The following is a 14,163-nucleotide window of genomic DNA, read 5'->3' as shown; positions in this document are numbered from 1 at the left end:
GGTGAGCTTAGGCTTGCTCTTGCGATTCCCGATTCAAGGCCTCCGCCAGGCCTCAACAAGACGAACATACTCGCCGCTGGCCTTGCTCAGATGCAGCCACTGGTCCACATAGGCTTTCCATGCGCTGTCGTCGCGTGGAAGCAGGAAGGCTTTTTCGCTGTATTGCAGCGGTTGCTCCGGAGCCACGGCGCATAGGCCGGGGAGCCGTGCCTGCTGGTAGAGCGCTTCGGACGCGTCGGTGATCATGACGTCGGCACGCTGGTCCAGCAGCTCCTGGAAGATGGTGGTGTTGTCGGCAAACAGCCGCAGCTGCGCGCGCGGCAATTCGCGCCGGGCAAAGGCTTCGTTGGTGCCGCCTGGCGGTTCGACCACGCGCACCTCGGGGCGATTGAGTTGCGCAACGCTGCGATAGCGTGCCTGGTCGGCGCAGCGCACCAGCGGGATCTTGCCGTCCACATCCAGCACCGCGCTGAAGCTGGCCTGGCGCTGCCGTTGCAAGGTCACCGAAATGCCGCCAACCGCAATGTCGCATCGGTCGGCCAGCAGGTCCGGTAGCAGTTGCGGCCAGCTGGTGCGCACAAAGCCAGCCCGTACGCCCAGGCTATCGGCCAGCGAGTGCGCCAGCGCGATATCGCTGCCTTCGAAGCTGCCGTCGGCGCGCAACAAGGTGTAGGGGCGATAGTCGCCGGTGGTGCACACCCGCAACACGCCGGCGTGCAGCACTGCATCCAGCCGCGAGCCCCGCGGAGCAGCGGACGCGATACCGCAGGTCAGCAGCAGTGCGAGCAGGATGCGATAGCGCATGGCATGGCCTCGAAGATGAGCACGCATGATAGCGGTGGTCGGCCGGGCAGCACGCTGGATCGTTGCGACGTAGCCGGTGGCATGTGATGTGTCTGCACCTGAGCGCTGCTTGCGGTCGGTCATTGCGGTATCCACAGCGACGCTAGGCGAATGCATCGCTGCCTGCGTTGTCCGTGGCCGCCGCGCCTTGTTGCTGCACCACGTCAACACGGCGTTACGGCCACTGGCGTCTGTCTCACAACCCGGTAGCGTCGCGCGGCCTAGCGTCGATGCATCACCCGAACGCACGGAGCCACCCATGCACCTCACTCCACGGACTGCACGCCCGATGACCACCTTCACGGCAGGCATGTTGGCCCACGGCACCCCCGATCCGGAGACGAACGGGGACGAGATCCCGGTCGAAGAGCAGGCGCCGCAACAAGGCGGCTTGCGCGAGGAGGTGGGCAATCTCGAAGAGGATGACAGCAACGTGCTGCCCGGACGTGTTGGCGGTGGCCTTGCTGGTGGGTGAGGGCTTGATGGCAAGCTGCGCAGCCATGCTGATGGCAGATTGAAGCGGGTTAGTTGTGCTCTGCCGGGCTGGTTGCGTTCTTGATGCGGCGCTTGCTGTGAGGTCGCCAGATCAAAGGTTTTGCGTGGAAGGTGCCTTTGCGAAGCGAGCAGAGACGACTGAAGTGAGCAGAGACGACTTCAGTCAACGACGAAAGTGCAGATGCTTCGCCCTGACTTTTACTGCACCCCCGGGTAGGTCCCCGGCCCGCGTATGGCGCGGGCGCTCCAAGGTTTGCAAGCCAGCGGTGCAAGCAGTGCACCTCGCCTCGCCTGGAGAGGGGCGTCGATCGCTGCGCCGCGCGAGGTTGCATGACGAAGCTAAGCTGAGTCACGCATTTGCACGCGACCAGAAGCGCGCGCCAAATTAGATATCAATTACGTCACGACCGATCCCAAATCCCGACTTCCCAATCACGGAAACTGCACACTGCAAGGCTTGAAATATGCCGGGTGGCTGCCGTCTTCGTAGAGCGCGGGAATCGTGTCGAGGATCGCCTTGCCGCGGATATCGGTGATGCGGATGGACAGCGGTTGATTGCCCAGTTGTTCGCCAAGGAAATGGTTGTAATCCATCTTCTGCAGGCTCTTCCAGGTGGTGCCTTGTTTCACCTCGAACTTGACCACCGGGTAGGCATGGTTGCGCACCTGGATCGCGGCCCACCAGCGTGAGCTGCCTTCCTTGATGCGGTACTGCACATTGCCGGTGACCGGTGCGCGGATCACCTTCCAGCTGATCGGGATGTGCCCGTCCACCATGTCGCCGATCGCCGCGAAGGCGTTATGCGACAGGTCCAGACCGCCGGAGGCGCCTTCCGGATACAGGTCGATGACGTACACGGTGGTCTTGCCCTTGGGGCCGGTCACTTCCAGATAGGCGCCGGCCATCGCCGCTTTGATGCCGCCGAAGTTCAGCTGTGTCGGGTTGAGTGCGGTGATGAACGCGGTGCTCGGGATCGGATCCAGCAGCAGTGCACCGCCGGAATAACCAGAACCGGTGTACGTTGCGGTGCCGGTGAAGGTGCTGTTCCAGGGCGTAGCCTTGCTGGCGTTCTTTGCGCCAGCACGTTTCGCCGATGCGGCGACAGACGCTGCCGGCGCGATGCCCCAGGCCTGGTGCAAGACCTGCAGCTTGTCTGCGCGCGGGCTGCCATCGTGCGCCAGCAGGCCGCCGTTGTTGGCATTGCCTACTTCCCAGCTGCCGAGAAACGCGCTGCGCAATCCGCTGTTGGTCAGGTAGGTGCTGAGTGCGGTTTGCCATGTCGGGTCGCGCGGATCGCCATCGCCCAGACCACCGCCAAGACTGACCGGGACTACGGCGTGGTTGCGCGCAAATTGCCCGAAGTCGCGCTGCCAGGTGGCAGGCAATGCCTGTGCAAAATCCGGCGCAGCAAATGCAGTGGCCGCATCGCGATCCGGGCCGGCCAGCTTGGGCATCAACACCAGGCGTTGCGGTGCGATGTGCAGCGGCGCGCAGGCCAACGGCTGCAGATTGCTGCCAGCGGCCTTGCGTGCGGAATCGCTACACAGCGCGTTGCTGCCGACACCTTCCACGCCGACCACCCAGCGCGGCGCCTGCGCCAGCACGGCGGTAGCCGCATGCGATGCGACGCGATTCCAGTCCGCCTCTGCGGTATTGCCTGCCCAGTTGGCATTGCGATACCCGCTACTGCCAAGATCGATGCCGATCACACCGGTGGCGTCGCGGTAGCGACGCGCCAGACCGGTCAGGCCGCGCATCCATGCCTGCTGCTGTGTGCCCAGTTGCGGTGCACTGTCATCGCAGCGGCCATCGGCAAACGCAAACATCACCTGCATGCCGCGTTGGCTGGCGGCATGCACCACCGCATCGAGCAGTTGCGATGCATCCAGCCCACGCAATGCCGGGTCGCCGGCAACCTCTGCCGCCGCCACTGGGGTGCCCTGCAGCGCTGCCGCGCAGATGGGCACGCGCACGGCATTGATGTCGGCGGCCTGCATCTGATCCAGCACCTGCGCCAGCGTGCTGTCGCGCAAACCGACAGCCGCCAATGCAGTGCGATCAAAGCCGGGCCAGGTCACCCCGCGAATCTGCAGTGCCTGGCCTTGCGCATCGACAAGTCGGCCCTGCGGATCGACCTCCACGGCCAGTGCGGTCACAGGGGCGAGCAGTGCGAGCGCGAGTAATAGATGGATAAGTGTTTGCATGGAAGTCTCCTGGAGGCGAGCGATGCAGCAGACCAGCGATTGCCGCGTGCGGTCCGTGCGCCCAGTCAAGGAAGCGGGCTGGAGTGTGCGCAGCACCGTGAGCAGACGGCCGCACTGGGATGGGGGTCGCTGTTTGTGCGAAATGCCGCACGACTGTCATCTGGCTCTGCATAGTCGTCTCAGATGGCGAGCGTGAGACTGGCTGCTTGCATGACAGCCACACGCTGTAATGGATGGATGACAGTCGGTGGGCATGTGGACCGGCAGCGTCGTGCAGCGGCGGCGCATGGCAATGCCAGGGGCGTCGAAGTCTTCCACGCTGACATCGAAGCGTGCCGCTGGCAAATGCAACGGAGGGGCCTCACCAATCGATGCGCTAGCAGATGGCTATCGGCCGTTGCGCTGCGTATCAGAGACCACCACCGCAGCATGTTGAAGCGGGCCGCTGCATTGTGTGCCTGCTTCGTTCATGCGAACGGAGTGCGCATCAGACGCTGGTGCCAGCCGGCGCGATCTCGTATTTTTGACGGCTTGTTCACTTGCTGGTGCCGTCCCCATGTCCGATCTGTCCGCACCCGACCAGTTGCAACGCAGCCTGTCCAATCGCCACCTGCAGTTGATTGCGATCGGCGGGGCGATCGGCACCGGGTTGTTCATGGGTTCGGGCAAGACGATCAGTCTGGCCGGTCCATCGATCCTGTTCGTCTATCTGATCATCGGCGCGATGCTGTTTTTCGTGATGCGTGCGATGGGCGAGTTGCTGCTGTCCAACCTGGACTACAAGTCGTTCATCGATTTCTCCACCGATCTGCTCGGGCCATGGGCCGGATTTTTCTGCGGATGGACCTACTGGTTCTGCTGGATCATCACCGCCATCGCCGATGTGATTGCCATTGCCGCGTATGCTCAATTCTGGTTTCCGGGATTGGCGCCGTGGATTCCGGCGATTGCGTGCGTGCTGTTGCTGCTGACGTTGAATCTGGTGACGGTGAAGCTGTTTGGCGAGATGGAATTCTGGTTTGCGCTGATCAAGATCGTCGCCATCTGCGCGTTGATCGTCACCGGCGCAGGTCTGGTGGTGTGGGGCTTCCGCTCGCCGTCCGGCAACGTGGCTTCGCTGAGTAATCTGTGGAACGACGGCGGTATGTTCCCGATGGGCATCGGCGGGTTTTTCGCCGGGTTTCAGATCGCGGTGTTCGCCTTCGTCGGTATCGAACTGGTGGGCACCACCGCTGCAGAAACCGCCGACCCGCAGCGCAATCTGCCCAAGGCGATCAACTCGATTCCGGTGCGCATTTTGATCTTCTATGTGCTGGCGCTGATCGCGATCATGGCGGTCACGCCGTGGCGGCAGGTGGTGGCCGACAAGAGCCCGTTCGTGGAGTTGTTCGTGCTGGCCGGTGTGCCGGCGGCAGCGAGCCTGATCAACTTCGTGGTGTTGACCTCGGCCACCTCGTCGGCCAATAGCGGCATCTTTTCCACCAGCCGCATGCTCTACGGTCTGGCCGAAGAACGGCATGCGCCGAAGGGGTTCGCCAAGCTCTCGCGTGCGGCGGTGCCGGCGCGCGGTCTGCTGTTCTCCTGCGTGTGCCTGTTGCTGGGGGCGATGCTGGTGTATCTGATCCCCAACCTGGTCACCGCATTTACGCTGGTTACCACCTTGTCGGCGGTGCTCTTCATGTTCGTGTGGTCGCTGATCCTGTGCGCCTACATCGCGTACCGGCGCAAGCGCCCGGAGCAGCATGCCGTCTCGGCGTTCAAAATGCCTGGCGGTGTGCTGATGTGCTACGTGTGTCTGGCGTTCTTTGCGTTCGTTCTGGTGTTGCTGACCTTGCAGGCCGATACGCGCCAGGCCCTGCTGGCCAGCCCGGTGTGGTTCCTGATCCTGGCGGTCGGCTATGCGGTGAAGCAGCGGCAGATGCGTGTCTGACAGATAAGCATGGCATCGCTGGCACGGCGTGACGTGCCGGCTTGGTCTGCGCGGCACTGCACTGCACTGCACTGTGAGGCCGCGCACCGCTCCGCAGGCAGCCAATCTGGTTGGCTCGCTCGATCTGTGCCGCAGGCAGGCATTCGCAATGCGATTCCATTGCTTGAGTGGCTACACGTCGCCGCGATGAAGGCCACTGTCAGCTGAGCGTGCCGGTGCGTTGGCGTTGACGCCGATGAAGCGGGGCCGGATGCTCGCGGCCATCCACTGCCACGGCCTGCCGCATGCTCACGATCCATCCGATTGCCGGAACCCACCACGCACAAGGTTACTGGGTCGACCTGTGCCAGCCGAGTCCGCAGGAGTTGGCCGACACCGCCAAGCGGGTGGGGTTTGCGCTGCCCGACCGTGCGGCCATCGGCGAGATCGAATTCAGCAGCCGGGTGCGCCGCCAGGGCGATGTGCTGTTTCTCAATGTGCCGCGCTTCCAGGACGACGATGGCCCGACCGCGCCGCTAGGGTTTGCGCTGTCGCCGAGCATGCTGGTGACCCAGCGCGAGCAGCGCATCGGCTCGCTGGACGCGTTGGTTGCGCGGCTGGAGCGCGAGCCCTGCCACAGTTCCGACGACTTGCTGCTGCGCATGTTCGATCAATTGGTCGGGCGCCTGGCAGACCGCCTGGAAGCGCTCGAAGCCCAGGTCACCGAGACCACGCAGCAGGTGTTCGACAACCCGCACACCACCAAGGATCTGGAGCGCATGCTGCACCAGGTGGGCGGTATGGGCCGCCAGCTGGGCGGGCTGCACAACGCCGGGCAGGGCATGCTGCGCTTGATCACCTATCTGGACGGCGCCGCGCCGGACTGGTTCGCCGCAGATGCGGCCAAGCGCATCGGAATGCTGCACAAGGACCTGACCACCTTGAGCGAATTCCAGCAGCACATGGACGACCGCATCGAGTTCCTGCTCGACAGCGTGCTGGGCATGATCAACATGGACCAGAACAACGTGATGAAGGTGATGGCGGTGGCGTCGGTGGTCGGCATTCCGCCCACCGTGCTGGTCGGCATCTGGGGCATGAACTTCGCCTACATGCCCGAGCTCAAGGGGCACGATGCGTATTTCTGGGCGCTGGGCGTCATCGCACTGAGCGTGGTGATTCCGCTGGCATGGTTCCGCAAGCGCGGCTGGGTGTGATGCACGCCGCTACCTCGTAGGAGCGCACCCGCTCGTAGGAGCGCACCTGGGCGCGAGGGTAGTGGCGATAAACCCACATCGCGTCCGAGTGCGCTGCTACACGACATGCGCCAATAACGCACTGCGCATGCAGATGAAGTGCCCAGCCACGCAACCGCGCGGCTGGGCACCATACGATCAGCCCTTGGCCTGGAAACTGGCTTCTTCGTACGGCTGCACCACCACCCAGCCTTCGCCGGCGAAGCGCATCTGCAGACTTTCGCCCGAGCCGCGGCCGAACAGCGTGCCGATCGATACATCGGTCACCAGCTCCGGCGTCAACGTGCCCGACCACGCCACCGTGGCATTCGGGTCGGTAAACACCGGGCCGCTGGCGGCAGTCACCGGCAGGGTCAGCGGTTCGTAATGCGAGGTGATCGCCACAATACCGTGGCCGCTCAGGCGCACGTTGAACAGGCCGCCGGAGAGCATGCCGGCCACTTTGCGCATCATCGTGATCTTGTGTTCGACGCCGGGCTCGAATGCCAGCACATCGTTGCCGTTGACGAAGATCGCCTCGCCATTCAAACGTAGCAGCGTGACCAGCTTGCCGAGGTCGGCCAGATACACGCGGCCCTGGCCTTCGGCCTTCATCAGCTGCATGCCTTCGCCGCTGACCGCCTTTTTCAGCAGGTTACCCAGCCCCTGTTCCAGCAAGCCCTCGCGGGTGAACTTGACGTTGCCGGTGCGCGCGACCATGGCGCCTGCCTTGGACCACACCATGCCATCCAGACGCACTTCCAGCAGATGCGGGTTTTCCAGCTCGAACGGATCGGGGCTGACGTCCTTTTCCTTGGAGTGGGCGAGAAATTCGTTGAGCGAGCGTACGGCCATGGGTCCATCCCTAGGGAACCTCTGAACAACTCGTGGCGTTGTCGCACGCGTGGCGCCGCGTTCAACGCTCCACGTTGCCGAACGCGTTTAAAGTGCGGTTCCTCCCATACACGCGACTGGCATGGCAACACGAGGCAAGCTGTGGATCTGCGCAGTGCTGCTAGCAACCGCGACCGCAGTGCTGGCGACCTGGTGGTGGGTGCCCGCGCCAACGGCAGTGCCGCAGGCACAGGGTCCGGCTGCAACCCCATTGGGTTGGTCGGCGCAACTGCAGTGGGTGGCCGGCAACGGTGTGCGTGGCGCGCAGGATGGCCGCGCGGCCGAAGCGCAATTTGCCGACCCCTATGGCCTGGCGATCGACGCGCACGGCACGCTGTACATCGCCGATGGTGGCGACAACAACCGTCTCCGCACCGTACTCAACGGCAACGTGCAGACCCTTGCTGGCGGGCGAGAAGGTTTTGCCGATGGCATCGGCGCGGCCGCAGCGTTCAATACGCCCTCGGGGATCGCCTTCGACACCGCCGGCAATCTGTATATCGCCGACACCGGCAATCACGCGATCCGCAAGCGCACGCCGCAAGGCGTGGTGACCACCCTCGCTGGCGACGGCAGTGCGGGATTTCGCGATGGTGCGGCGGCGCAGGCGCGCTTCAATGGGCCGATCGGCGTGGCGGTGGATGTGCGCGGGCGCGTCTACGTCGCCGATACCTACAACGACCGCATTCGCGTCATCGAGCCCGGCGGTCAGGTGCGCACGCTAGCCGGCGGCGCCTTGCCCGGCATGGCCGATGGCGTCGGCGAGCAGGCGCGCTTCGACACCCCGACCGATCTCAAAGTAGATGCCCACGGTGCAGTGTGGGTGGCGGACATGCGCAACGATGCGATCCGCCGTATCGCCGCCGATGGCAGCGTCATTACTTTGGTCGGCGGCGATCCCGCCGACCGCAGCCCGCTGTTGTATCGGCCAATGACGCTCGCCATCACCCACGACGGCGTGCTGTACGTGGGCGATGCAAGCGGTCGCGTGTTGCAGGTGACGCGCGCCGGGCATGTGGTGACGATGAGCGGCGAGAATGTGATGCAACGCCTGTCGCGCCCGGCGGGGATTGCGGTGGATGCGCAGGGCGCGGTGTATGTCAGCGATGCGGGAAGCGCACGCGTGCATCGGCTGGTGCCGGCAACGGCGGCGAACGTTGACGACACGCCCGTGGTCGGGCCGGCCGACGCGCAGCCCTTGCCTGTCACCCAAGGCCGCTGGCCGTTGCAACCGCAGACCGGCTGGCACGAGGTGGTCGGCACGCTCGGCGAAGTGCGCGGCAACTACCAGGGACTCAGCCGCGATCATCTGCATGCGGGCCTGGATATCCGCGGCGATGTCGGTCAGACGGTCTTTGCGATTGCCGATGCCAAGGTATCCAGCCCCCATGCCAGTTGGGGGCTTGGGCAATTGAGCGAAGGGATGGCGCTGGATACAATCGGCTACCTCCATCTGCGCGTGGGTCGTACCGCGCAAGGCAAGCCGCTGGACCCGCAACGCTTCCATCTGCTGACGGATGCGGACGGCAAGCCCGAACGCATGCGCGTAGTGCGCGGCACGCGGTTTCGCGCCGGCGATGCGCTGGGTACGCTCAATGGCATGGCGCATGTGCATCTGACCGTGGGCGCCAACGGCTTCGAGCGCAATGCGGTGCAGCTGGGGTTTGTGGGCTACGCAGATCATGTGGCGCCGCGCATCGACAAGGTGAGCCTGCTCGATGCTGCGGGTCAGCCATTGCCGGTGACCAAGGGCGTGGTGCAGGTGCCGCGCGCGGCGGCGGTGCAGATCGTGGTGGAGGCCTGGGATCAGGTAGATCGCAATCTGCCGCGGCGCCGGTTGGGGCTGTACGCGCTGGGCTACCAGGTGCTGGATGCGCAGGGCGTGGCATTGCCGGGCGAGGCCGCGCCGCGCATGACGATCGTGTTCGACCGCATGCCCAGCGACCCGGATGCCGTCTTGACCGCCTATGCGCCGGACAGCGGCATCACCGTGCACGGCAGCGCGGTGACGCGGTTCCGCTATCTGGTCAGCAACACGGTGCGCGATGGCCGTCTCGGCAGTGGGCAGTGGCAAGCCGGTGCGTTGGCGCCGGGCGACTACACACTGCGCATTACCGCACGCGATTACAGCGGCAACACGGCGACGACCAACCGCGATCTGCGCGTGCGGGTGGAATGATCCGCGGCGATGGCGGCGGTGATTGATGGCAGGGCGGAATCATTTGAGTACGGTGCGGTGCAGTGCGCTGATGTCTCGCCTCGTTCTGGTGCCGCCTCGATGATGCAGCAGCCTGTGCGCTTGGTCGCGTGCCCAGTGGCACAGGTTGCTGACGGGCGCAGATGCTGCGTTGAACAGCGCACCGTGAGAAATACGTGGCGCGAATGCGGCCGGCGCGGGATGCATGCCGACGACAGCCGATGCGAGATGTCGCAGCTCCTCAAACCCGTCTCTGATGTCTCGTCAGCGCCTGCATATGCTGACGGACGCGAAGTGCAATCGCCGTTTCAAGCGATGTCGCCGCATCAAGACGATAGCAGCCGCGCGTGCGCACGCGTTGCGGCAACCACCTGCTGGCTTGCTGGCGGTGCAAAACCGATCACCGTGATGCCCGAGTATTGCCCGGCATCACAGCGGGACACTCAGCGCGTGGTCGCTTCGTTCTTGCGCACACGCTTTGCAGGCGCGGTCTTGCTGTCGGTGCCCGGATACAGATTCAACAGCATCAAGGTCACGCCATTGGTCCATCCGAAACCGTCCTGCAATGCGTATTCGCCGCCGCCGCCACCAGCCGCAGCAGCGTCCAGGCCGTATTTTTCGACCAGCTTGTGCTCGCGTGCGAACAGCGCCTGCACCTGGGTGAGGAAACGCTCGCCGATGGTGCGCGCGAGCGCGTCTTCGCCGTAGCGGCGCAGGCCGTCCACCGCCACCCATTGCAGCGGCGCCCAGCCATTGGGCTCATCCCATTGCTGCCCGGTCTTTACCGCGGTGGTGGCCAGGCCGCCGGGGCGCAGCAGACGCGCGCGCACCACGGTGGCGGTGCGCTTGGCATGCGCGTCCGACGCCAGGCCGGCAAACAGCGGGTACAGCGCGGCGGCAGTGACCTGGTCGCTCAGCGTGCGGGTCTGCCAGTCGTAGTCGGCGTAGTAGCCGGCCGCGTTCCACAGATGCGCGTCGATGGCCTGCTTGCGCTGCTGCGCCAGTGCCGCGTAATCGAGCGTGCACTCGGCGCCCGGCTGCGTGCAGGCCTGGGCCAGGGTGCGCTCCAGGTGATACAGCAGGCTGTTGAGATCGATCGGGATGATGGCGGTGGTGCGGATGGTGCGCAGGTTCTGTCCGTCGGCCAGCCAGCGGCTGGTGTAATCCCAGCCACTTTCGGCGCCGGCACGCAGGTCGCGGTAGACCTCGGCGGCCGGGCGGTCCTTCACTTCGGCGGCGGTGCGGGTGTCGTGCAGCCAGGCTTCCGGGCGCGGCGTGTCGCGCTCGTCCCAATAGCGGTTGAGTACGCTGCCGTCGGCCAGGCGCACCACATGGCGCGCGGCCTCGCCGGGCTTGAGCCCGTCGCTGCCCTGCATCCAGTAGGCGTATTCTTTTTGCAGCTGCGGCAGGTACCGCTGATACACCGCCTCGCCTTCCACGCCGGCCTGCAATTCCACCATGTAGGAGAAGAACGGCGGCTGCGAACGGCTGAGGTAATAGGTGCGGTTACCGTTGGGGATATGCCCGTAGGTGTCGATCAGGTAGGCGAAGTTGTCCAGCATCTGGCGGCTGAGCGTGGTCTCGCCGCTCTTCACCAGGCCAAGCATGGTGAAGTAGGAATCCCAGTAATACACCTCGCGGAAACGCCCGCCCGGCACCACATACGGATGCGGCAGCGCCAGCAGGCTGCTGTGCGGCGGCACGTGGGTCTGGCTGCGCACCAGCTTCGGCCACAGCAGGTCGATATGCTCGCGCAGCGCGGTGTCCTGGCGAATGGCGTCGGTCTGCACCGGCGGCGATTCTTCGAAATTGGCATCCACGAACTTGCGTAGATCGAAGCCCGGGTGATCGTGCTGCGCCAGATAGTCGGCGTTGATCAGGGCCGGGTCGCGCAGCGGCAAAAAGTCGACGAAATGCTTCTGGTCGTCGAACAGCTCGCCGCTCTGCACCGCCTGGAACAGTTCCGGGTAGGCCACATCGGGCGTCGGCGGCGTGGACGCAGGCGCGTTGACGACCGGAGTATCCAGCGGCGCGGCAGTCAGCGTGCACGGCGCAACGAACATGCTCAGCGACAGGCCAAGCAGCGACGTGCAGCACGGGGGCGCGGCAGAACTCATGGCATCTCCAGAACGGGCAGTGGCGTAGGGCATGGTAAACGACCGAAGTGGCGGGCGGGACCGCGTGAGGTGCCGGAACGCCGACAGACTTCGCGCAGTGACAACGGGATTCAGCAAGGTGATCCGGCGCGCTGCCGCAACGTGCCCGATGAAGGCGTATCGGCGCCGATTCAGGCAGCTTGAGCGCAACGACGGCGGACTGCGTCGGGTGTCATCGCTGCAAGAAGTGCGCCAGGTCGGGCAGGCGGCCAGCGCTGCTGCGCCGGCTCGGGGCGCCGTCGATGGAGGCACTGGGGTCATCTGCCGCGTAGCGCTTTGCGTGGCGCCGGCGACCTGGCGCATATAGGGCCTGGGCATTGGTGTCCCTGACGCGCCGGCCTGTACAGCTGGGACCGGCGTGTCGACGTGCAAGCGTCGGCGGGCGATGGCGCAACCGCGTGCAGCGGGCGCTGTCGCAGGCCTACACCCCGCGTTCGACCCCCAGCATCGCCTGCAGCCTGCGCGCGTTGGGCACGGCCAGGCCGGCGGCGGTGTTGTCGAAGATCACCCCGCGTTCGGCTGGCGGCTGCCGCGCAAGGTGTGGCGTGGCGCGCACTGCATCGGCCAGCGCCTGCAGCGCGCGCTCGTCGTCGCTGCTGTAATAGACGCGCGCGCTGCCATGCCAGCGCCAGTAGGGCGGGGCGACGCTCGCGTCCGGTGTTGCTGCCTGGGGTACCGGCGCAGGGTCGGCGGCGCAGCGCGCGATGCGGTGGCGCGTCGGCAGCGCCACCGCCGCTGGCAGCAACCAGCTGGCGTGGCGCGGCTCGCAGACCACAGCGCCCTGCCAGCGCCGCCGCCGCAGTGCGAAGAACCTGGCCGCCACCCGTGCATCGAAGGCGGCGCTGGGCGGCAGTTGCACCAGCAGGCACTCGAGTCGCGTGCCCAGCGCGCCGGCTTGCGCCAAAAACGCGTCGAGCAACGGGCCGGTACCGCGCAGGCGCGCATCGTGGCTGATGCTGCGCGGCAGCTTGACCGAAAAACGGAAATCTTCAGGCACGCTGTCGGCCCAACGCGCGTAGGTGCTGGCGCGATGCGGGCGATAGAACGAAGAGTTGATTTCCACCGCGTCAAAGCGCGTTGCGTAAGGTTGCAGCACCGTGGCGCCTGTGCCGAAGCGCGCGCGGCCTACGGCGGGAATCGACCAGCCTGCGCAGCCGCAACGCACACGTGTATCGGCGATCGGAAAGCGAGCGGGCATGACAGGGAATGCGCTGTGCGGCAGCCCTCTATGCAGGTCCGCCTGTCAGCATTGCGTGTGCGTCGCGATCACGGCCAACTCACGATCGCCTTCGATACTGGACGCATGCCAGAAGGTCCCACACTCGTCATCCTGCGCGAAGACACTGCCGCGTTTGTCGGCCGCAAAATCCTGCACGTGAGCGGAAACAGCAAGCTGGACATCGCGCGCCTGGATCAACAAAAAGTGCTGGCCCTGCGCAGTTGGGGCAAGCACTTGCTGATCGAATGCGCGCAGTTCAGCGTGCGCATCCACTTTTTGTTGTTCGGCAGTTATCGCATCAACGAAGACAAGCCCAATGCGGTGCCGCGGCTGAGTCTGGAATTTTCCAAGGGTGAGCGCCTGAATTTTTATGCATGCTCGGTGCAGTTCATCGAACGCCCACTGGATGAGGTCTACGACTGGACCGCAGATGTGATGAATCCGCTGTGGGATGCGGCGCAGGCACGGCGTAAATTACGTGCCGCACCCGGCATGCTTGCAGCCGATGCCTTGCTGGACCAGACGATTTTTGCCGGGGTCGGCAACATCATCAAGAACGAGGTGTTGCACCGCATCCGTGTGCATCCGCAAAGCGCAGTGGGTGGGTTGCCGGCGCGCAAGCTCGGCGAGCTGGTGACCCAGGCGCGCGCGTACAGTTTCGATTTCTACACCTGGAAGAAAGCCTTTGTGCTGAAGCAGCACTACCAGGTACACACCAAGACCAGCTGCCCGCGCGACGGCGCGCCCCTGCAGTATCGAAAACATCTGGGCAAGACCGGACGACGCGCATTTTTCTGCGAGGTGTGTCAGCGGCTGTACCGGGCAGAGGACGCATAGGCGCAGTCGGTTCGCTTGCCGATTGCTGCGTAGATGGACCCATTGGTGCGCGGCTGCGAGAGGGTCTGGATCAGGTGTGTGTCAGCACTGCATGTCGAGGCGAACTCTCAGCGAGCCGGTCGCGGACATCGGCAGGTGATTGCGCGTTGGCATCATCGCTATTAAGAGCAGCT

10 protein-coding genes are annotated in these 14,163 nt (G+C 64.9%); 5 read left to right on the top strand and 5 right to left on the bottom strand.

The features are described 5' to 3' along the window. Nucleotides 1-33: 33 nt before the first annotated feature. Nucleotides 34-804: a transporter substrate-binding domain-containing protein gene (locus tag XdyCFBP7245_RS17360; protein ID WP_104616763.1), complete on the bottom strand. Its 771-nt coding sequence runs from the start codon at nucleotides 802-804 to the stop codon at nucleotides 34-36. A 298-nt stretch (nucleotides 805-1,102) separates the two neighbouring features. Between XdyCFBP7245_RS17360 and XdyCFBP7245_RS17355 the strand changes: the two genes are divergently transcribed. Next, nucleotides 1,103-1,318 carry a hypothetical protein gene (locus tag XdyCFBP7245_RS17355; protein ID WP_104616762.1) on the top strand — a complete coding sequence of 72 codons (216 nt, stop codon included), beginning with the start codon at nucleotides 1,103-1,105 and terminating at the stop codon, nucleotides 1,316-1,318. Nucleotides 1,319-1,770: 452 nt separating this feature from the next. Here the strand turns inward: XdyCFBP7245_RS17355 and XdyCFBP7245_RS17350 are convergent, their stop codons facing one another. Further along, nucleotides 1,771-3,543, bottom strand: coding sequence for an expansin EXLX1 family cellulose-binding protein (locus XdyCFBP7245_RS17350; protein ID WP_104616761.1), 1,773 nt, complete (start codon nucleotides 3,541-3,543; stop codon nucleotides 1,771-1,773). 556 nt (nucleotides 3,544-4,099) lie between these two features. Between XdyCFBP7245_RS17350 and cycA the strand changes: the two genes are divergently transcribed. After that, nucleotides 4,100-5,473, top strand: coding sequence for a D-serine/D-alanine/glycine transporter (gene cycA / locus XdyCFBP7245_RS17345; RefSeq protein ID WP_104616760.1), 1,374 nt, complete (start codon nucleotides 4,100-4,102; stop codon nucleotides 5,471-5,473). Nucleotides 5,474-5,757: 284 nt separating this feature from the next. Further along, nucleotides 5,758-6,669, top strand: coding sequence for a CorA family divalent cation transporter (locus XdyCFBP7245_RS17340; protein ID WP_104616759.1), 912 nt, complete (start codon nucleotides 5,758-5,760; stop codon nucleotides 6,667-6,669). Between the two features lie 177 nt (nucleotides 6,670-6,846). On the opposite strand, the gene XdyCFBP7245_RS17335 is transcribed toward XdyCFBP7245_RS17340, so the two are convergent. After that, complete coding sequence (locus tag XdyCFBP7245_RS17335; RefSeq protein ID WP_005993016.1) at nucleotides 6,847-7,542, bottom strand: AIM24 family protein; 696 nt, start codon at nucleotides 7,540-7,542, stop codon at nucleotides 6,847-6,849. 121 nt (nucleotides 7,543-7,663) lie between these two features. Here XdyCFBP7245_RS17335 and XdyCFBP7245_RS17330 point away from each other — a divergent pair, with 121 nt between their 5' ends. After that, complete coding sequence (locus XdyCFBP7245_RS17330) at nucleotides 7,664-9,760, top strand: NHL repeat-containing protein (RefSeq protein ID WP_104616758.1); 2,097 nt, start codon at nucleotides 7,664-7,666, stop codon at nucleotides 9,758-9,760. A gap of 461 nt (nucleotides 9,761-10,221) precedes the next feature. On the opposite strand, the gene treA is transcribed toward XdyCFBP7245_RS17330, so the two are convergent. Both treA and XdyCFBP7245_RS17320 read right to left on the bottom strand, forming a co-directional pair. Further along, nucleotides 10,222-11,895 carry an alpha,alpha-trehalase TreA gene (gene treA / locus XdyCFBP7245_RS17325; protein ID WP_104616757.1) on the bottom strand — a complete coding sequence of 558 codons (1,674 nt, stop codon included), beginning with the start codon at nucleotides 11,893-11,895 and terminating at the stop codon, nucleotides 10,222-10,224. 460 nt (nucleotides 11,896-12,355) lie between these two features. Then, on the bottom strand, nucleotides 12,356-13,132 hold the full coding sequence (locus XdyCFBP7245_RS17320) for a DUF72 domain-containing protein (protein WP_104616756.1): 777 nt from the start codon (nucleotides 13,130-13,132) through the stop codon (nucleotides 12,356-12,358). A gap of 105 nt (nucleotides 13,133-13,237) precedes the next feature. On the opposite strand from XdyCFBP7245_RS17320, the gene XdyCFBP7245_RS17315 reads away from it, so the two are divergent. Beyond that, complete coding sequence (locus XdyCFBP7245_RS17315; protein WP_104616783.1) at nucleotides 13,238-13,990, top strand: DNA-formamidopyrimidine glycosylase family protein; 753 nt, start codon at nucleotides 13,238-13,240, stop codon at nucleotides 13,988-13,990. Nucleotides 13,991-14,163 lie beyond the last annotated feature (173 nt).

The organism is Xanthomonas dyei (assembly GCF_002939865.1).
In the GTDB taxonomy this organism is placed as follows: domain Bacteria; phylum Pseudomonadota; class Gammaproteobacteria; order Xanthomonadales; family Xanthomonadaceae; genus Xanthomonas; species Xanthomonas dyei.
Note: the sequence above shows the minus strand (reverse complement) of the source record. Positions and strands in the feature narration are given on the sequence as shown.

Coding starts and splice junctions, on each gene's coding strand:
- XdyCFBP7245_RS17360 (WP_104616763.1), bottom strand. CDS start 804: ATGCGCTATCGCATCCTGCTCGCACTGCTGCTGACCTGCGGTATCGCG.
- XdyCFBP7245_RS17355 (WP_104616762.1), top strand. CDS start 1,103: ATGCACCTCACTCCACGGACTGCACGCCCGATGACCACCTTCACGGCA.
- XdyCFBP7245_RS17350 (WP_104616761.1), bottom strand. CDS start 3,543: ATGCAAACACTTATCCATCTATTACTCGCGCTCGCACTGCTCGCCCCT.
- cycA (WP_104616760.1), top strand. CDS start 4,100: ATGTCCGATCTGTCCGCACCCGACCAGTTGCAACGCAGCCTGTCCAAT.
- XdyCFBP7245_RS17340 (WP_104616759.1), top strand. CDS start 5,758: ATGCTCACGATCCATCCGATTGCCGGAACCCACCACGCACAAGGTTAC.
- XdyCFBP7245_RS17335 (WP_005993016.1), bottom strand. CDS start 7,542: ATGGCCGTACGCTCGCTCAACGAATTTCTCGCCCACTCCAAGGAAAAG.
- XdyCFBP7245_RS17330 (WP_104616758.1), top strand. CDS start 7,664: ATGGCAACACGAGGCAAGCTGTGGATCTGCGCAGTGCTGCTAGCAACC.
- treA (WP_104616757.1), bottom strand. CDS start 11,895: ATGAGTTCTGCCGCGCCCCCGTGCTGCACGTCGCTGCTTGGCCTGTCG.
- XdyCFBP7245_RS17320 (WP_104616756.1), bottom strand. CDS start 13,132: ATGCCCGCTCGCTTTCCGATCGCCGATACACGTGTGCGTTGCGGCTGC.
- XdyCFBP7245_RS17315 (WP_104616783.1), top strand. CDS start 13,238: ATGCCAGAAGGTCCCACACTCGTCATCCTGCGCGAAGACACTGCCGCG.